Here is an 18,166-nt window from a genome sequence, read left to right as displayed (position 1 = left end):
GACCTATCCCTCCGCAGCGCTCTGATCGAGGGCCAGCCGGGTCACCACGGCGTCGGCCACCGCGACCGCCTTCGCCTCGGTCAGGCCCCGCTCGGCGGCGACCTCCAACAGCCGCCGCCGAACCTCACCCAGCTGCTCCTTGGACAACGGAGGCACCACGACCTGGCCGGTGCCCCGCTGGAACACTCGCCGCCAGAGCGCACCGAACCCCCGCTCTGCCCGGTTGACGGCCGCGCCGGCCGCACGCTGCGCCACCTCGTTCAACACCAGCCAGACCACCGGGGTCACCAGCACCGCGACGTCGGCCAGGCCGAACCCCAGCGCCTCGCGACGCGCTCCGGAACCCCGCAACCGGCGCGCGACCGCCCGGCCGCCCAGCGCCGCCAGACCCTCCACCACCACCAGTTCCTCCGGCGCGTGGACAGCGACCACGTCGCGCACCACCCCCGCCACCGTGCCGTGCACCGCCGAATCCATCGCAGCCTCCCGGGGACAAAACGCAGGAAGCCACTGTCACATCAGAAACAGGCACATGCCAGTCATCGATGTGACTAAACGCGCTCCAGGGTAGTCAACCGCAGCGCCAGGTCTGGTACTCCAGCCGGGGATTGTGATCATGGGTCGGTGAGGGCTTGCCGGGCTTAGTGACTGTTCATGGCTTGGGCTTGGTGACGGCGTCGGCGACGTATTCAGAGAAGATCTCGCCGAGGACGCGCAGTGCGTTCGGGGCCGGCTCGTCGGCAGTGCCCAAGGGCTGGGCACAGGTGACGAGCGTTTTCCAGAGGGCCCAGCCGCGCCCGCGCGCCCATGTCGCCTCACTGACGGACAGTCGCTCCCGGAACGCCTGCCGGCCGTCGACGGCCAGCAATGTCCATGCGATTGCCAGGTCACAGGCCGGATCGCCGACGCCGCATGTCCCGAAGTCGATGACGGCTGCCAACTCCCCGTCGTTGAGCAGAAGATTTCCCTGGGCGACGTCACCGTGGAACCAGCTCTCCACACCGTCCCAGGGAGCGTCCAGTGCGCTCTTCCAGATCTCGCGGGCCAAGTCGACGTCGACGTGGCCGTCAAGCGCCGTGAGCGCACGCTGGACTTCCCGGCCGTAGGTGCGCAGCGTGCCGCCCCGGAACCAGTTGTGCTGTCCGGGGCGAGGACCGTCAGTGGTATCGACGCCCTGCAAGGCCGCCAGGAATTCAGCCAGGTCGATGGCGAAACGGACGGGGTCGGCGATACGGTCTGCGCTCGCGGGCTCGCCGTGAAGCCATGAGTAGACCGACCACGAGTAGGGGTAGCCCGCGCCGGGTTTCCCTTTCGCCAGTGTGACGGGGATGGGCAGCGGGAGCCGGGGGGCGAGCGTCGGAAGCCACCGGTGTTCCTTGTCGACCGCCAAGGCGTACTCGGATGCGCTGGGCAAACGCACCAGCATTCCGTCGCCGAGGTGAAAGGTCCAGTTGTCCCAGCCGCCGCTGGCCACGGGCTGAACCGGGAGGTCGGCCCACTGAGGGAACTGGCCGGCGACGAGCCGACGCACCTGCTCCGCGCCGACGGCAATGCGCTGAGGCACGGGACCGAGATGCGGTGTGTTGCTCACTGAGACATCCTTGTCCAAGGCAAATTGACGTGTGGGACCTGAACGACAGCTCGCCGCTTGAGCGCACCCCCGTAGTTGCTCCAGCCGGGATTGTGACCTTGGCTGAGCTGCGGGTTGACGTGGTGCAGAACGAAGGTGGCCACCGTCAATCGTGGACGGCTGTGTGGACTGACCATGACGCGGCGGTGGCTGCGGGATACAGGGTAGACGCCCAGCGGCGGCAGGTGTTGTTCGGCGACCGGATGTTGACTGTCGGCGGCCGTTTTCGCAGGCCGGAGCCCCGCCGCCGGGTGCGTGACTTCGTTCGGGGGTAACTCGCGCCGCTGCCCAGGAAGAATTGCTGGACCATTGCCGAGCATGCCGGGGATGCCGGCCCGGACGGGATGCAGGACCTGCTGAACGGTCGTCGCCGATCCCCAGCTGCTTGACCTGATCCACCGCCTACGCGCGCAACAGGTCGTGCAACTGGTGGTGCCGTCGTTGATTGGCATCGACGAGGCGGAGGCAGGGCCGCAGCGGTGGCACCGACGACGTACACGACCAGCGGCAACGCACTGTCGACGCCGCCTGGCGGGCCCACCCCGACCGGTTCACCCGTCGCCCCCGACCCCCAGCCCTGCCCGACACCGTGTGGGTCAACGAACCAGCAGCTCAACCCACCGAGATGCAGACACCCGATCACGAAAGTCTCACTTGACTGACAGATACCGCGGAGCCGCTGGCTCCCGATATCGGATGTCCGTCAAAGCGGGTCAGGCCCACACCTCGGCCGTGTGAACTGGGGAGGGCAGGGCGAACACCGTCAGGTCGTCATTGCCTGGAGTTGGTGAAATGCCGCTGCTTGCGGACCAACACCACCTTCGATGCACAATGGGCAGCGAGAAGGAGCGTGCCGAAACCACGGCCAAGGTGATCAGCCGACTTCGATGGAGGCCCGTCCATGACGTTGACCCCGGCGGCTGGCGGCGGTTGCGGCGAGTCGGCGCCACCCCCGCCGATCCAGTCTCCGAGGCCGGTTAATTCCGACGTCGAGTGGGACAGCTTCGACCCCCAGGCGTACGTCCGGCACAACTACGCGGTTCTGCGTGCCGACGATCGTGAAATCCTCTGCCGTACCAGGGATTTTCTCGCCGAGGCGAAGCTCTCCGGCGCGCACTGTGTCGACGTGGGGTCGGGGGCGAACCTCTACCCGGCGCTGTCACTTCTGCCGTTTGCGCGCACGATCGACCTGTGTGACTGGTCGACGTCGAATGTGAGCTGGCTGCGTACGCAGATCGACAGCTACGACGAGCTCTGGGACCCGTACTGGCAGGTGTGCGCGGAGCACCCGGCGTACTCGGCGCTCACCGATCCGCGGGGCCGTCTTGCGCGGGTCGGCCGAGTGCGCAGGACCAGTGTCTTCGACGCGCCGAGGCACGCCTGGGACGCCGGCACGATGTTCTTCGTAGCCTGCTCCATATCGGCCGACCGCGCGGAGGCCGAGCACGCGATCGGCCGGTTCCTCGACGCGCTGCGGCCCGGCTCGCCCTTTGCCGTGGCGGTCATGCTCGGCTCCCGCGGCTACCGCGTCGGCCAGCGCTTGTTCCCGGCCGTGGCGCTGCAGCGCGCCGAGGTGGTGGCCAGCATCGCGGCCGGTGCGTACGACCTGGCCGTCCACGAGGTGCGGCTCACACCGCCGCTGCGTGACGGGTACCTGAGCATGCTGCTGACCACCGGCCGTACCCGCGGTCAGTGCCGTGTCTGATCATCGGAAGCACCGGCGCCGTGAGATCGGCCCGGCCCACCGGTACGGACATTCACACCCGCGCCCGACGGGTCGGGTTGCCGACACGCGGCCATCGAAGCTGTTCAAGCGGCACTCGACTGGACCGCTACCATGTTGTTGCACATCATTGTGGACCACCGTGGATCATCGTGTGAACGGCACCACCAGCAGTTTCGAGTCGACGACTACAGCAGACGGCGGTGAATCGTGCGGATACAGCCACGCCAGGAAATCCTCGACATCTGGCGGGCCACGGTGCGTAGTTGCTGGCAGAACGGTGAATGGCACTGGGGTGGTCGCAGTGGCAGCAACTCGATCAGCGATGCGGAGCAACTACTGACCCTGCTGCTCCCGGCGGCCAGGGTCCCCGTGCTGTCGCTCGACGACCCGGATCGCGCCGACGAAGAGGTGATCGAGGCGCTCAGCCCGATCGGCGGCGCGATCGAGATTCCCCGCCGGCTGGTCAGCGTGATCATCGACTACTTCACGCGCTACACCGACGACGCCGGCACCCCGATCTTCAGCGGCGGAAGCTACCTCGCCCCGCTGGAGGGCGGCTCGGAGCTCACCGACGAGCAACGCTCCCTGGACATCGTCGACTCGTTCGCGGTGTCCGTCACGCTTACCCTGGCGACGATCGGCTTCGTCAAGGTCTACCGTGGCGCCACCAAGCGACGCGACCTGCTGGCGCAACTGGACGCCCTGGAAGCGATGGCCAGCGCGCGGCTCACCGCGGCCATGGTCGGCCTGCTCCGCAGCTTCAGTACCTTCGTCTTCACCTCCACCGACGAGTACGGCCTCCGGCTGTGCGACATGATCAACCAGGACGAGCTGCCGCGCCGCGAAGTCGTGGCCGCGCTGCGCGAACAGCTGCGGGAGACCATGGCCAGCCTGCGCAGCGTGGTCATCGGTTCGGGCCGGGTGACCGAGGACCTGGACAACAGCGAGATGCTGTTCGAGTGCGGCTGGTCGTGGGGGATCATCGCCGGGGCCGAGGAGGTCCCGACCACCGAGCCGATCGGCCTGCAGCGCGAGGGCTCGGCGGAGAACGCCCCCTACCTCTACTTCACGGTCATCGCGATGGACGCCATCGAAGACCTGAACTCCGAACGCACCCGCCTGCTCGGGTTGCTCAACGAGGAGCAGCAGCGGCTGTCTCGGGCGCTGCAGCTGCGCTGGGAGCTGACCCGGACCTACTGGGCGACGGTGGCGACCTTCGGCAACCGACGGCGCTGGCCCATCGAGGACATTCCCTGGCGGACGACCGACGGTGACCGGACCGACTACTACACCCTCCAGGCCACATCGCTGGCGGTGAAGGGCCTGATCGCCGGCGGGCGCGGCGCCGACGAGGAGCTCGGCCGGATCGCCTCGGTGCTGGTGGAGCTGGCGCAGCGGGCACGGATCACCCGGCGTGCCTCGCCCGACGAGCCGGCGCTGCTCCTGCACGCGCCAGGCAAGCGGGTGACCCTGAACGACGACACGTCGAAGCCGATCATGACGTGGAACGTGAACGAGTACTCCACCGTGCTGCTCCAGCGGGCGGCCACCGTCGCCGGTCTGCTGAGCAACGCCCGGCGGCGCAGCGAGCTGCTCGAGCTGGCGGACGAGGTGTGGGATCACCTGCTGCTGCGGCGTATTCCTGACGGCCAGCACCGAGGGCTGTGGGATCACGCCGGCGGCGCTTTCCCCGGGCTGGCGCCGAAGCCGGACGCACCCTCCTGGTATTTGACCGAGCGGGTGGTGGAGGCGCTGGTCAGCGCCGGTCAGCTGCTCTGGGAGCGGCCGTTCCCGCGGGCTGGCCGGCTCGCCGCGTACGCGCAGGATCTCATCGACGAGGCCGAGTACCTGTTCGACCGGGAGCTGATGCGCGGCACGTTCGCCGGTGAGGCGATGCAGCGCAGCATGCGCAGCATCCGGGCCAGCCTGCGCCGGGCACAGCTGCTGGTGGACGAACGCCCCGGCACGGCGGCCGCCCTGGCGAACACCCTGCTGCTGCTGCTCAACGACGTCGCCACCGGGCAGCAGAAAGCCAGCGAGGGGATCTGAATGCTGGTCTTCGTCACATCGCACAAGGGCGGTACCGGGCGCTCGGTGACCGCGGCGAACATCGCCTACCGCAGCGCGTTGTCCGGCCGCCCCACCTGCTACCTGGACTACGATTTCGGCTCGCCGACGGCCGGCATCACGTTCCAGATCCCGCAGGCCGTCAACGGGGTGGAGGGCGCCGGGCCCAACGGTGGCGGCCTGCACCGGTATCTGCGCGGGGAGATCCCGTCTCCGGAGCAGCTGGACGTGTGGGGCACGTCGGAGCGGGCCAGCCTGCGCCAGCGGCCCATCGGGTCCGGTCCGCTGGTGCTCCTGCCCGGGCAGCGCAACGGCAGCGAGTTCGGTTTCACCAACGACATCGCCAAGCGCTGCGCCGAACTCTTCCTTCGCCTGGAGGAGGAGTTCGACCTGACCCTGGTGGACCTCAGCGCCGGCCGGTCGTACGCCAGCCAGATCGCGCTGGCAGCCACCGCCACCCCGACCCTACGCAAGGTCACCGTTCGCTGGTTGGTCTTCCACCGGTGGACTCCCCAGCACGTCACCGCGGCTGCGGATCTGGCCTACGAGGCAGGCGGGATCGTGGCCATGGGCAAGGAGTACGGTCACGAGCCGGACCGGCTGCGGGAGTCGCTGCGGTTCATCCGCACGGCGGTGATCGATTCACGCGGCCCCGAGGTCGGCTACCTCGACCTTGCGCAGCAGGCCTTCCTGCGCAAGTGCGACGCGGAGCTGTCGGAGCTGGCCCGACGGCGGGGCGTCGGGCGCACCACGCTGTTCGGCGCGGTGCCGCTGGATCCTCTGTTGCAGTGGCGGGAGCAGCTCATCTCGGACCACGACGTGCAAAGCAAGATCGCGAACGTCAAGACCGTGGACGCCTTCGTGGATCTGACCGAGAAGCTCTTCGACGAGACGGCATGGGAGACCGTGTGATTGGCGTGGATGTCAGGTTCCAGGAGGCAGCTGCGGTGCGACGTACAGAGAGCGTGGCGTACTCGCATCTGTCGGTGGAGTTGGGGCACTTCTACGCGGAGGACTTCGGCGACGGGTGTCAGGAGCTGCGGCGCAAGTTCGAGCGGATCGCGGACTGGTCGGCCGCGATCCCGGCCCTGGCCCGACGAGGCCTGCCCCCACACCGGCAACCGCGGATCAGCACCTGCTTCATGGTGGACGACTACTTCCACCGCTTCGGTACTCCCCGTGAGGTGATCCCGCAGGTGCAGAGCGCCGCGGCGGAGCACGGCCTGATGCTGGACTACGTGGCCCGGGAGTCCAGCTTCGCGCGGCACGACGGTGTCGAGCTGGCCCAGCTGGTAGTCGACACACTGGTGGTGGAACCGCCCCGGCACACCACCGGGAGTCGCCCACCGCTGAACGAGTCGGGTTGGCTGTCCAACGGTAAGCGGTCGCCCGGGCACGTCGACGCCCCGGCGATGACCCTGCCACGGCCGTGGTCCCCGCCGGTGCAGTCCGGTGACCCCCAGCACTCCATCTTCGTCGACATCGAGCTGTGGTCCGACGAGCCGAACACCCGGGTGTGGGCTTGCGCGCTGCTCGCCTCGGTCTGGCAGTTGACCCGGCTGGGCGTGCTACGGCACCGGGGTGAGACGATCAGGCAGCCGTGCCGGCTTGCCGGGGAGCTGCCCACCGACTGGGACGAACTGCCGGCGATCGTCCAGCTGAACCCGGTCGCCGCGCCGTTCTGCGCGTACCGCACGTTGACCCTCATGGACACCCAGTACCTGCCGGTGGAGCTGGCCGTACGGACCATCCTCGGCCAGGTGGCGGTACCTCCGGCAGTCGCGCAGCAGGTCGCCAAGCGGGCCGGCGGCGAGGGCCTGCAACTGCCGAGCGAGCTGGTCGACCGGTTGAGCTACGTGTTCATCGGCGAGTGAGCGTGATCAGCGGCCGCACGGCTGCTTGACCGCCACCCGGTCGGCCAGGTCGCGCAGCAGTGCCATGTTGTTCACGCTGATCTGATCCCGGATCCAGTTGACCGACGACTTCCACTGCCGGCTGAACCCGGGCACCTGCTCCAGGCGGTCCCAGATCGGCCGCAGCCGCGGGTGGACCCGAGCGCCAGGCAGCCACAGGTGCAGCAGGTGCTCCAGCACCGGCCGCAGCCGCTCGATGTGCTCCTGCCCGGAGGCCGGTCGGGTGACCGCGGCCTCCACCAGGGAGGACAGCATGGTCAGCAGCCAGTCGTGCAGCGCGAGATCCTCGCAGAGGCCGGCCACGGCGGCCGGCACGTCCTGCGGCCCGACCACGAGTTCGACCGTGCGCAGCGTGGGGGAGTCCACGGTGACCACCGCCGAGACGGCCGGGCCCGGCTGCTGGTCGACCTGCGCGGTCCAGCGCAGCCGGGTGCGCGCCGCGCGCAGTGGCGGGTGCCGGTCCAGCAGGTCGGACATCTGCACGCCGTCGAGTACCCGGCCGGTGATCGCCTCCAGGTTCAGCACGTCCGCGTGGTTGCCGTGCAGGAAGCCTGCGGTCAGGTCCGCGGCGTCCAGCCTGCCGACCGTCTCAAGGACGCCGGGGTTGGCCAGATAGTGCGACCATGGCTGGCGGCGATCTCCAGCGACGACCTGGATGACCGAGGAAGCCTGCACGATCCGGCCACCGGTGACGATGGCCCGGGTGACCACCGCACCCACCCCGCGCAGCTGGCGCTTCCTGGCGCTGGGTAGCCAGCAGTCCACGCCGGTGCGGACGTCTGGCGACACCGCGTAGAGCGAAGGGCGTCGGGAGGTCAGCACGACCTCGCCCTCGACCAGGCCGAGCACCTCGGAGCTCTGCTCCTGGGTCAGCGCCGTGCTGTGCTGCAGCAGGCTGGTGTGCACCTCACCCACCGTGAGCATGGCTTCCTCCGCATTGCCGGCACCGGTCCGCGGTCGCCCCGCGGAATGCGGTCCCATGGTGATTGACGTACGCCGCCGTGACCCGCACCGACACGGGCCCGTGTGGGATTACCGAAACTCCTCGTGAGCACGGGATTCGGCCCGCCCGGATCCGTATCCGTCCTGTGGCCATCATAGGCCCACCGTCGGCGGGATTCCCATGTACGGCGGGGGTTGCGAGTGTTTGCGGGTCAGAGGGATGTGAAGGCGGCTGATATTTTCATTGGTGCGGTCGCCAGCTACCCCCTGGAGTTTGCCGTTCATGAAGGTCTACATTTCAGCCACCCAAAAGGACCTGCTGGAATATCGTGCTGCCGTGCACGTCGTGGCACGTCGTCTCGAGATCGAGGACGTGGCCATGGAGGCGTACGGCGCCGACGTCCGGCCACCGCTGGAACGATGCCTGACCGACGTGCGCCGATGCGATCTCTACGTGGGGCTGTTCGCCTGGCGGTACGGATTTCGGCCGCCCGGCCAGGACTCCTCCATCACCGAACTGGAGTACCGTGAGGCACTCGCGGCCGGAAAGCCCTGCCTGATCTTCCTGCTCGCCGAGGACACCCCCTGGCCGGTCGACATGATCGACCGGGATGCCGACTGGCAGCAGATCGTCGCGCTGCGCCGGGAGCTCAAGGAGCGCCACCTCTGTGCCTTCTTCTCCGGCGTGGACGACCTCGCCGCCAAGGTGACCATGGCACTGGCCGAGGTGCGCAGCGGCCGGTCCCCGGCGCGCGAGCCCGCCGACCCGGGCACCCACCTGCCGGAAGCCGTGCGCAGCCAGTACTACAAACAGCTGGCGCTGCGGTACCAGGCCGTTCCGCTGGACGCGGTCTCACCACGCCCCACCATCGGATACCTCACGGTCGGGCTACCGAAGATGTTCGTGGAGCCCCGCGTGCACGAGGACACCCGGCCGGAGATGCCACTGGCCTGGTGGCGTTGGGCCAGCTCCACGGTGGACGGTGACGCCAGCGCGCTGCCCGGGGTGGTCAACCCGGAGGAGGTGGAGCGGCTCTGGGAAGAGTACGCGGCCAAGGACGCGCTGGCCCTGTTCGACGTGGTGTGCGATCCGGGCCGGCCAGCGATCGTGCTGCTCGGCGACCCCGGCTCCGGCAAGTCGGCGGCCGCGCGGTACCTGGCGCTGGCGCTGGCCGGCGTCTGCGCCGAGCCCCGGCTGGCGGCGCTGGACCGGTACCTGCCCGTCCTGATCGAGCTGCGCTCCTACGCCGCGCACTGCGGGGACGGGCGGTGCGACGGCCTGCTGGACTACGTGGGCCACCGCCACCAGCAGAGACTGGCCGGAATCGACCAGGGCGTGCTGGAGGCGTACCTGCGCCAGGGCGGCCAGGCGCTGTTCCTGTTCGACGGCCTGGACGAGGTGTTCGACCCCGCGCAGCGGGAGGAGGTGGCCGCACAGATCGCCACGTTCGCCAGCGAGTACCCGGGGGTGCGGACGATGGTCACCTCGCGGGCGGCCGGGTACCTGCGGCACACCTTCGCCAACGCCGGCTTCGACCACTTCACGCTCGAGGATTTCGACGACGAGCGAATCGTCCGGTTCCTCGGCAACTGGTACCGCTACGTGATGCCCACACCGGCGGCGGAGGCGGACCGGCAGCGGCGACAGATTCTCGACGTGGTGCGCGGGTCCCGAGCGATGCACGAGATCGCCGGCAACCCCCTGCTGCTGATGCTCATGGCGATCGTCGGCCGCGGCCACCCGCTGCCCCGCAACCGGCACCGGCTCTACGCGCACGTCACGGACGTACTGATCTCCGAGTGGGACGTGACCAAACAGTTGCGGGAGAGCCACAGCGACGTGCCGCTGCTGGACCTGCAGGCGAAGCGCCGGTTGGTGCGCCACCTGGCGTATTGGATGCAGTTCCGGGAGTCCGGCCCGGCAGGAAACTACATTGAATCCGACGAACTGGCGCGCGTCTTCCGCGACCACCTCGTCGCGTTCTACGGTTTCGAGAACGAGCGGGCGCTCGCCATGGCCTACTCGATGATCGAAAAATTGCGCCAGCGAAGCTTCATCCTGGAACGGTACGGACTGCGACTGTTCGGGTTCGTGCACCGCACGTTCCTGGAGTTCTTCTGCGCCGAGGAGATCGTGGACAGGTTCGAGCACGATCCGGACGCCTGGGGCCTCGACCAACTGCGCGCGCTGTTCCGGGAGCACTGGGCCGACCCGTCCTGGCGGGAGGTGCTCCGGCTGGTCGCCGGCGCCCTGCCCGCCCAGACCGCCAACGACCTGGTCATCCAGCTCGCCACCGAGGCCAACCAACCCTGGCCGCCGCTGAACCTGACCGGCCCGCCGTGGAACCTGGTGCTGGCCGCGCAGTGCGTGGCGGAGGCGCCGCAGCCCGCCGAGCTGGCCGGCGCGGGCGACGCGGTGCTCTGCCAGGTCGTGCGGCTGGTCGAACACGGCATTTCCGCCGACGACCCCAACCTGGTGGAGCTCACCGAGCAGGAGCTGCTGTCCTCGATCCGGGCGCTCGGACCGAGCTGGCCCGGCCGGGAAGCCTTCCTGCACTGGTACCGCCGCCGCGGGGTGCGGACCAGCTGGCGCACCGGCTCCGCATTCGCCACCCGGATCGCCGCGGTGCTCTCCACGGCCGAGGAGCAGCTGGAGGAACTGCTGGTCCGGGAACTCGGGCAGGGCCGCGAGCGGCAGGCCCACCTCACCCTGGTCGCGGGGCTGGCCGAGACCGCCGGCCGGCTGGACACCACCAGCCGCAGCCGCCGCCGATGCCGAGACCTCCTGCTCACCCAGGCACGCGCCGAGGTCTCCACCGCGGTGCGGCAGGCCGCCGTACGGGCTCTGGTCGCGCACTTCGGCGCCGACCCCGACCACGTCGACGTGCTGCGCGACCTTGCCGACTCACCCGATCTCGCGGTGCGCGCGCTGGCCGTGCAGTCCCTCGGCGGCCGGACCGAGCTGTCCGAGGACGTCCGCCAGATGCTGGCCAGGGCCACCGAAGACCCCGCCACCGCGGTGCGGCGGGCCGCCGCCGGGGTGCTCACCACGCGCTGCGCCGACCTGCCGGACGCCCCCGAGACACTGCAGCGTCTGCTGGCCACCGACACCGACCCGGGCGTGGTGCAGTGCGCGCTGGAGGGCCTGCTGGCCCTGCCGGAGCACGCCGAGACCGCCCGCACCCGGGCGCTGCAGCGGGTGACCGGCGACTCCCCGGACGAGGTGCGGCGCTGCGTGGTGACCGAGCTGCTGCCCGGGCGGTCCGACCCGGAGAGCACCGAACTGCTGCTGAAGCTTGCCTGCTCGGACACCTCCGCGCGGCTCCGCGCGGTCGCCGTGCAGCGGCTGGCGCTCGTATCCGACCCGGAGGGGCGCTGCCGAGCCCGGCTGGTCGATCAGATCGAGCAGGACGAGGACGCCTCCGTGCGTGCCGCCGCCGTGACCGCGCTGATCGACCGGGACCGCGCCGACGACACCGGATGGACCGTGGTGGCGCACGCGGCTCGTGCCGACAAGGACGCGACGGTGCGCCTCGCCGCGGTGCGCGCGCTGGCCGAGGCTTACCCGGACCACCGCACCGGGGAACTGCTGCTGGAGAAAGCTCACCGCGACCCGACCGCGAGCGTCCGGCTCGCCGCGGTCGACCTGCTCACCGGCCGGCCGCTACTCGGCCACGCCACTCGTGATCTGCTCATCAGCCGCGCTTCGCAGGAGCGGGACGCAATCGTCCGGTTGCGGGTCACTCTGCGCCTGACCCGCCTCGCCGACCCGCCCGACCCCGAGGTGCTGGAGTGCCTGGCCGAGCAGGTCAGTCGGGACCCCGACCCGAACGTGCTGCGTGCGGCCGCCCAGGCGCTCGCCCGCTACGGCGAGGCCGACGGCCTGATGGAGACACTGTGCCGGCGGGCCCGCCGAGACAGCTACGTCGGCATCCGGCTGGCCGCCGTGCAGACCCTCTGCGCGTACGGGAGCCCCGATGTGGTGACCGACGTGCTGCTGGAGTGCGTCGAATCGGACAGCGACCCTACCGTGTTCGACGCGGCGGTGTGCTGCCTGACCGAGCAGGGCTCGGCATCCATGGCGGTGACACTGCGGCTCCTGCGCCGCCTGGCAGACCAGGACCCGGCGATCCGCGCCCGCATCGCCGCCGCGCTCGGCGCGCACTTCGCAGCCGACCCGGAGGTCCGGGTACTGCTGGTGGGGCTGGTCCGCGACGACCCGGACCTCGAGGTCCGGCGCCGGGCCGTGGAACAGTTGGGAGCCACGCTGGCCGGCCGGGTGGGGATACAGGAGCTGCTGCTACGGCTGGCTGACGACAACGACTGGGAGATCCGCCGGACCGCGCTGCTCGGGTTGACCCGTCACTACTGCAGGGACACCCGGACCCGGGTGGTGCTCGTGCGGCTTGCTCGCCAGGAGGACGACGCGACCGTACGGCGGCTGGCCGGGCAACTGCTGGCCGCGCTGCCCGACACCAAGCCCGACGACTTTCCTTGACCGGGCCCGACCGGACGCCCGGGCGTCCGGTGCCATCGCCCGTGAGCTGGTCGAGCCGGGCGGGACACCAACCGCAGCCCCGTCCGCCGTCAGCGACACGCTCGCACCGACCGCTGGCAGCAGCTCACGCATGGTCCCGCACCCGCGAGGGCGACCAGCCCCGGCTGCGGGGACGGCCTCCGTTCGATGTGCTCCCCGCCGCCGGTTCGCCCGAGCTGGCAGCGCGGAGGCGGGTACGCGTCGAGCGCGGACTTGATCGACCTCGTCAAATACCATCAGGCTCATGACAGACCCGGTCGCCGGCTCGCCCCGCCCGGCCGAATGGTGGCTTCGAGTCGTGTTCGGGGTCATCGGACTGGCCGCCTTCATACTCGGCTACGTCGGCTTCGAGCGCCTGCTCCAGGCCCGGCCGGACACCGCGCACGACCCGTACGACGTGCTCTACTACGACCTGCAACTCTTCGTCTTCGGCGCCGAACCCTTCCAGAACTCCGGACCCTACCCGTGGCAGCTGCAGGTCGCCCGGTTCGCCGCCCCGCTGTTCACCCTCCTCGCCGTGGCCGAGGCCAGCCGGCTGCTGCTGGCCGCCGAGAGCCGCCGCCTGCGGGCCCGGCGAGCCCGTGGTCACGTCCTGGTCTGCGGCGACTCCCAGTTCGCCCACATGCTCGCCGACCGACTCTTCGCCGACGGCGAACGCGTGGTCGTGGTGCGCTCCGAACCGTTCGGACCGCTGGAGTACCGCTTACGCCGGTATCTTGGCGTCATCGGCGACCCGGCCAGCCCTCAGGTGTTGCGCGGCGCCGGCCTGCCCCGGGCCCACACCATCTACGCCTGCAGCGAGGACGACGACCGCAACCACGCGATCGCCAACACCGCCAGCCGGCTCGTCCAGGACCGACGGCAACCGCCTCGGGTCTACGTACTGGTCCACGACTCCGAGATGTGCCTGTCACTGCAGGCCCGACGACTCGGCGCCGCCGGATCCAGCCGGCTGCGGCTGGACTACTTCCACGTCGACGACGTCGCCGCCCGCGCACTGCACCGGCACCACCCGCTGCCACACGCGGCCGGCCGACCCACCAAGGTCCTCATCGCCGGCACCGGCACCTTCCGCCGAGCCCTCCTGGCGGAAACCGCGCGGCACTGGCGGGCACGCCGGGCCGGCACCCCTCCCGGCCACGTCGTGCCACCCCTGCGGGTGGACCTCGTGGCCCCGGACGCCGACACCGAACTGGCCGTCGCGGCGTCCCGCTACCCGTTCCTGACCACCGTCTGCCAGCTCACCGCGTACAACCTGGACCTCGACGGGCTCCACGAGCTCGACCGCGACCGCTACGACCGCATCTACGTCTGCGCACCGGACGAGACCAGCGGCCTGCAGTTCGTGCTGAACACGCCCGCCCTCTGGCAGAGCGCCGAGAGTTCCGTCTTCGTGCCGGTCTACCAGCAGGCAGCGCTCGCCGCCGCCTTCCACGGCGACTCCCGTCACGACCTGCTCGACGAGGTCCACGGTAAGCTCCGCCTCTATCCGGTGCTGACCCGCGCCTGCGATGCCCGGTTGATCGCCGAGGACCTCACCGAGCGGCTGGCCCGGCTGATCCACGAGCGGTATCTCCAGGCCCAGCAGCGCGCCGGGGTACGCCCCGGCGACGCGCCGGCGATGGTGGACTGGTCGCGACTGCCCGAGTCGCTGCGGCGGGCCAACCGGGCCCACGTCCAGGACATCGCCGCGAAGCTGTTGAATCTCGGGTGCGTCGTGGCGCCCCGGCGCGGCGGCACCAGTGACGCCTCCGGGCAGGTCATCGACGACCGGATCGAGGAACTCGCCCGCCTCGAGCACGAACGGTGGTGCCGGGAACGGCGAGGGGAGGGCTGGACGTACGGCGAGCCCCGCGACGACGTCCGGCGGCGGCATCCCGCCTTGCGGCCGTGGCACGAACTGCCCCCCGACGTCCAGGAGCAGAACCGCGAGGAGATCCGGGCGCTGCCCGACGTGCTGTCCGACAGCGGGTTCGAGCTGATCCGGCTGGCACCCGCGGTCCCCGCGCAGCGGAGAGGACCGGGGGATGCCGGCTGATCCTGCACCGGTGCGTGTCGGCATGACCGGGCACATCAACCTGACCCGCGACACCGAGCTGCTGGTCGCCGACGCGCTTCGGGTCGAGTTGCGCCGGATCAGCGACCGGCCGGTGCACGGCGTCACCTGCCTGGCGGCCGGTGCGGATCAGGTCTTCGTGCGCACGATTCTGGAGATGGGCGGCACGCACGAGGTGATCCTCCCGGCCCGCGACTACCGGACCGCCGTGATCAGCCCGGAGAACCGGACGGCCTTCGATGAGCTGCTCGCCCGGGCTGCGGCGGTCGTCCACACCGGCTACGACCGCTCGAACACCGCCGCCTACGTGGCCGCCAACCGGGAAATGGTGCGACGGGTGCAGCGGCTTGTGGCGGTGTGGGACGGCGAACCTGGCTGCCACGCGGCGTCGACGGACCGGACCGTCGACTGGGCGCGGCACCACGGCATCCCGACCACGATCCTCTGGCCCGTCGGCGCCCGCCGGATGGCCCTCGGGGACTGACCAGCCAGCAACGGCGGGCGGCTGCCTGCGACGAAAGCTCGGCACCCTCAGCGCGGCGTGTCGGTGGGACATGACGCGACGATTTTGCGCCTACGCCTCGCCGCCGCCGCCGTCGCCGGCGTGCTGCTGCTGAGCGGCTGCTTCAACGCCGGCGGCGACACCGCCGAGGCCACCGGCGACGACCGGATCTCGGTGGCGATGCTGCTGCCGCCGCGCAGCGGGCTGACCCCGTTCAGCGACGACGCGTTCAAGCTGTCCCGCTGGTCGACGGCCGAGACCCTGGTGACCCTCGACGCCGACGGCATCGCGCAGCCCGCCCTCGCCACCGCCTTCACCCTGCTCGACGACCCGAGGACGTGGCGGTTCGAGATCCGGAGCGGGGTCACGTTCCACGACGGCATCCCGCTCACCGTGGCGTCGGTGGTGGCCGCCCTGACCGCGGCGACCAAGGCCAGCCCCAAGCCCCGCATCCTGGACGGCGTCGAGCTGACCGTGCGGCCGGATCCCGCGGCCGCCGACAAGGCGGTCCTGGTCACCACCCGTGAAACCGACCCGCTGCTGCCGCAGCGGCTGTCCAGCCCGCAGCTCTCCATCCGGTCCACCGCGGCCTACGGAGCCGACGGCGCGGTCAACCCGGTCGGGCACGGCACCGGCCCGTTCAAGCTGGTCTCCAGTAACACCACGACCGCCAAGCTGGACCGATACGACGGCTACTGGGGCGGGCCTGCGAAGGCCGCCGGGATCGACGTCAGCTTCGTCCCGGACGCCACCGCGCGGGCGGCGGCCCTGCGGACCGGCACGGCGGACGTGGCGGAGGCCGTCCCGGTGTCGCAGGCCGGTCTGCTCGACGCCGACAAGGTGTTCGAGGTGCCGATGCCCCGCACCAACACGCTGTACCTCAACACGAAGAAGGGCCCGTTCGCCGACCCCGCCGTGCGGGCCGCCGCCCGCCAGGCGATCAACCGCGAACCGATCGTCGACACCGTCTACGAGGGCCGCGCCGACATCGCCGCGGGCCTGCTCGGTCCCGCTCTGCCCTGGGCGGCCGAGGCACGCCTCGAGCGACAGAACACCGCCGCGAAGAAGGTCAACGGCACCCCGATCGTGCTGGCCACCTTCACCGACCGGGCCGAGCTGCCCGAGGTCGCCGTGCAACTCCAGCAGCAGCTCGAAGCCGCCGGCTTCAAGGTGCGCCAAGAGGTACGCGAGTACGCCCAGATCGAGGCCGACGCCCTGGCCGGCAGGTTCGACGCCTTCGTCCTGTCCCGCGCCACCGTCCTGGACTCCGGCGATCCGGTCGCCTACATGTACAGCGACTTCTCCTGCGAGGGCTCGTTCAACATCGCCCAGCTCTGCGACCCGGCCATCGACGCTGCCCTGAGCACCGCCGCGACCACCACGGCCGGACCGCGGCGACAGGCGGCCGTCATGCAGGCGGAGAAGCTGATCCTGGAGTCGGACGCCGCGATCCCGCTGCTGCACGAGCGGGTCATCCAGGGGGAGTCCGGCGCGTTCACCGGCGTGGAGCGCGACTCGCGCGAGCGTACGCTGATCACGGCCCGAACCGCGCCAGCGTGACCGGCGCACCCCTCCGGAACGCCGCGCCCCGGCCGTTTCCCGGGGTGACCGCCCTGTCCCGGATCGGCGCGGCCGGGGCGGTGATCGCCCTGATCGGCGTCCTGCCCTGGCTGTCCGGGCGCGACCCCCGCGCTCACCGTGCTGCGCGGGCGTTCCGCCGAGCAGGAGGCCACCCCCGAGGCGCTGGCCGCGGTCCGCGAGCAACTCAGCACTGCGGCGTTCCCGCTGAGAGACACCGCCCCACCAGGCTGTCAACAGATGACGGGATGGACGCGGGTCATCGTGGACTGGTAGCCGCCACCGGGCCAGGCCCACGCGCCGGTGGCGCTGGTGCCCTCCGCGTCGAAGGTCCCGCGGTACCTCGCCGGCGAGCCTGGCTCGCCGAACCAGATGGTCAGCTCGCGGCCGGCCACCTCGTACACGTACTCCAGGATCTCTCCCGTGCTGCCGAAGAAGTGCGACTTCAGGGTGCCGCTCCCGGGGTCGTATCCGATGTACTCGACACCGGAGGTGGTCTGGTCGCCCTGGACAAGGTGGACGCGCTGGACCAGGAAGTGACCGCCCGGCATCCACTCGTAGGTGACGGTGCCATGGTGCCCGGGCCCGGACACGTGCCAGGTGCCGACCAGGACGTCGAGGGTCTTCAGGGTCGGGTGGGGGGTGCTGGCGGACGGCGCGCCGCCGAGGCTCTCGTCGGTCATGGCGATGGTTCCTCTCGCTGGGTCGGGCGTATGAACGGTTGGGGTGTCAACGGGTGGGGGTAGGGCGGCGCATCTGAGCGCGGCGGCTGTAGGCGACGACCGCCGCGAGCAGCAGGAACGCGGCTGGCACCGCAGGGTTGGCGCCGATCAGCACGTTGGTGACCACGGCCCCGGCCATGAGCCCGGTCAGGCCGAGGGCGGCCAGCGCGGCCAGCCGCGGAACCAGCAGACCGAGGGCGCCGGCCACCTCGCACACGCCGACCAGGTAACGCAGCCACTGCCCAGCACCGATGTCGGTGAACAGGTCGACCATTTGCGCGTCGCCGATGAGCTTCAGCGCCCCGCCCGAGACGAACTGCACGGCGAGGAACACCTGCACCACCCACCGGGCGATGGATCCGGCACGGCGCAGACCGGTCGGGCGGCTGGCGGAACGGGTGGCGACGTTGGCGGTCATCGGGCTCTCCTCGTCGGATCGTCGTTGTACCCGGGACGTCGGAGCCGGCCACTCGTTCTCTACACGCCGGTCGAG

Annotated in this window: 13 protein-coding genes and 1 pseudogene; 9 read left to right on the top strand and 5 right to left on the bottom strand. The window is 70.6% G+C overall.

Going from position 1 to position 18,166, the window contains the following annotated elements; all coding sequences use genetic code 11:
• Positions 1–3: 3 nt before the first annotated feature.
• Together AB0G14_RS10545 and AB0G14_RS10540 are read right to left on the bottom strand one after the other, a co-directional pair.
• Positions 4–477: a hypothetical protein gene (locus AB0G14_RS10545; RefSeq protein ID WP_357695870.1), complete on the bottom strand. Its 474-nt coding sequence runs from the start codon at positions 475–477 to the stop codon at positions 4–6.
• A gap of 175 nt (positions 478–652) precedes the next feature.
• Positions 653–1,591 (bottom strand): aminoglycoside phosphotransferase family protein, encoded by a 939-nt coding sequence (locus tag AB0G14_RS10540; RefSeq protein WP_357695868.1) that lies wholly within the window; start codon positions 1,589–1,591, stop codon positions 653–655.
• Between the two features lie 242 nt (positions 1,592–1,833).
• On the opposite strand from AB0G14_RS10540, the pseudogene AB0G14_RS10535 reads away from it, so the two are divergent.
• From AB0G14_RS10535 to AB0G14_RS10515, 5 genes and pseudogenes are all read left to right on the top strand, one after another.
• A pseudogene (locus AB0G14_RS10535) lies at positions 1,834–1,989 on the top strand (IS701 family transposase); the annotation flags it as partial.
• A gap of 542 nt (positions 1,990–2,531) precedes the next feature.
• On the top strand, positions 2,532–3,335 hold the full coding sequence (locus tag AB0G14_RS10530; RefSeq protein WP_357695866.1) for an SCO2525 family SAM-dependent methyltransferase: 804 nt from the start codon (positions 2,532–2,534) through the stop codon (positions 3,333–3,335).
• Positions 3,336–3,563: 228 nt separating this feature from the next.
• Positions 3,564–5,405 (top strand): SCO2524 family protein, encoded by a 1,842-nt coding sequence (locus AB0G14_RS10525; protein WP_357695864.1) that lies wholly within the window; start codon positions 3,564–3,566, stop codon positions 5,403–5,405.
• Entirely contained in the window at positions 5,406–6,335 is a 930-nt protein-coding gene (locus AB0G14_RS10520; protein ID WP_357695862.1) for an SCO2523 family variant P-loop protein, read from the top strand.
• Entirely contained in the window at positions 6,320–7,297 is a 978-nt protein-coding gene (locus AB0G14_RS10515; protein ID WP_357695860.1) for an SCO2522 family protein, read from the top strand. The genes AB0G14_RS10520 and AB0G14_RS10515 overlap by 16 nt, the downstream gene beginning before the upstream one ends.
• Before the next feature lie 6 nt (positions 7,298–7,303).
• Here AB0G14_RS10515 and AB0G14_RS10510 read toward each other — a convergent pair whose 3' ends face one another.
• Positions 7,304–8,260, bottom strand: coding sequence for an SCO2521 family protein (locus tag AB0G14_RS10510; protein WP_357695858.1), 957 nt, complete (start codon positions 8,258–8,260; stop codon positions 7,304–7,306).
• Between the two features lie 301 nt (positions 8,261–8,561).
• Between AB0G14_RS10510 and AB0G14_RS10505 the strand changes: the two genes are divergently transcribed.
• From AB0G14_RS10505 to AB0G14_RS10490, 4 genes are all read left to right on the top strand, one after another.
• On the top strand, positions 8,562–12,776 hold the full coding sequence (locus tag AB0G14_RS10505; protein WP_357695856.1) for a HEAT repeat domain-containing protein: 4,215 nt from the start codon (positions 8,562–8,564) through the stop codon (positions 12,774–12,776).
• A 283-nt stretch (positions 12,777–13,059) separates the two neighbouring features.
• On the top strand, positions 13,060–14,853 hold the full coding sequence (locus tag AB0G14_RS10500) for a RyR domain-containing protein (RefSeq protein WP_357695854.1): 1,794 nt from the start codon (positions 13,060–13,062) through the stop codon (positions 14,851–14,853).
• Positions 14,854–14,863: 10 nt separating this feature from the next.
• Positions 14,864–15,355, top strand: coding sequence for a hypothetical protein (locus AB0G14_RS10495; protein WP_357695852.1), 492 nt, complete (start codon positions 14,864–14,866; stop codon positions 15,353–15,355).
• Between the two features lie 57 nt (positions 15,356–15,412).
• The gene (locus tag AB0G14_RS10490) at positions 15,413–16,933 is read left to right on the top strand and encodes an ABC transporter substrate-binding protein (RefSeq protein ID WP_357695851.1); all 1,521 of its coding nucleotides are present in this window, start codon (positions 15,413–15,415) and stop codon (positions 16,931–16,933) included.
• 251 nt (positions 16,934–17,184) lie between these two features.
• Here the strand turns inward: AB0G14_RS10490 and AB0G14_RS10485 are convergent, their stop codons facing one another.
• A complete protein-coding gene (locus AB0G14_RS10485; protein WP_357695849.1) occupies positions 17,185–17,634 on the bottom strand; it encodes a hypothetical protein in 450 nt (149 codons plus the stop codon).
• Positions 17,635–17,680: 46 nt separating this feature from the next.
• The gene (locus AB0G14_RS10480; RefSeq protein ID WP_357695847.1) at positions 17,681–18,091 is read right to left on the bottom strand and encodes a DoxX family protein; all 411 of its coding nucleotides are present in this window, start codon (positions 18,089–18,091) and stop codon (positions 17,681–17,683) included.
• Between the last annotated feature and the right edge of the window lie 75 nt (positions 18,092–18,166).

Origin of the sequence: Micromonospora sp. NPDC023814 (assembly GCF_040639595.1) — a bacterium.
In the GTDB taxonomy this organism is placed as follows: Bacteria; Actinomycetota; Actinomycetes; order Mycobacteriales; family Micromonosporaceae; genus Micromonospora.
Note: the sequence above shows the minus strand (reverse complement) of the source record. Positions and strands in the feature narration are given on the sequence as shown.

Bases quoted from the DNA above. Each gene is read 5' to 3' on its own strand.
- AB0G14_RS10510 (WP_357695858.1), bottom strand. From the start codon at position 8,260: ATGCTCACGGTGGGTGAGGTGCACACCAGCCTGCTGCAGCACAGCACG.
- AB0G14_RS10500 (WP_357695854.1), top strand. From the start codon at position 13,060: ATGACAGACCCGGTCGCCGGCTCGCCCCGCCCGGCCGAATGGTGGCTT.
- AB0G14_RS10505 (WP_357695856.1), top strand. From the start codon at position 8,562: ATGAAGGTCTACATTTCAGCCACCCAAAAGGACCTGCTGGAATATCGT.
- AB0G14_RS10520 (WP_357695862.1), top strand. From the start codon at position 5,406: ATGCTGGTCTTCGTCACATCGCACAAGGGCGGTACCGGGCGCTCGGTG.
- AB0G14_RS10515 (WP_357695860.1), top strand. From the start codon at position 6,320: ATGGGAGACCGTGTGATTGGCGTGGATGTCAGGTTCCAGGAGGCAGCT.
- AB0G14_RS10530 (WP_357695866.1), top strand. From the start codon at position 2,532: ATGACGTTGACCCCGGCGGCTGGCGGCGGTTGCGGCGAGTCGGCGCCA.
- AB0G14_RS10480 (WP_357695847.1), bottom strand. From the start codon at position 18,091: ATGACCGCCAACGTCGCCACCCGTTCCGCCAGCCGCCCGACCGGTCTG.
- AB0G14_RS10545 (WP_357695870.1), bottom strand. From the start codon at position 477: ATGGATTCGGCGGTGCACGGCACGGTGGCGGGGGTGGTGCGCGACGTG.
- AB0G14_RS10485 (WP_357695849.1), bottom strand. From the start codon at position 17,634: ATGACCGACGAGAGCCTCGGCGGCGCGCCGTCCGCCAGCACCCCCCAC.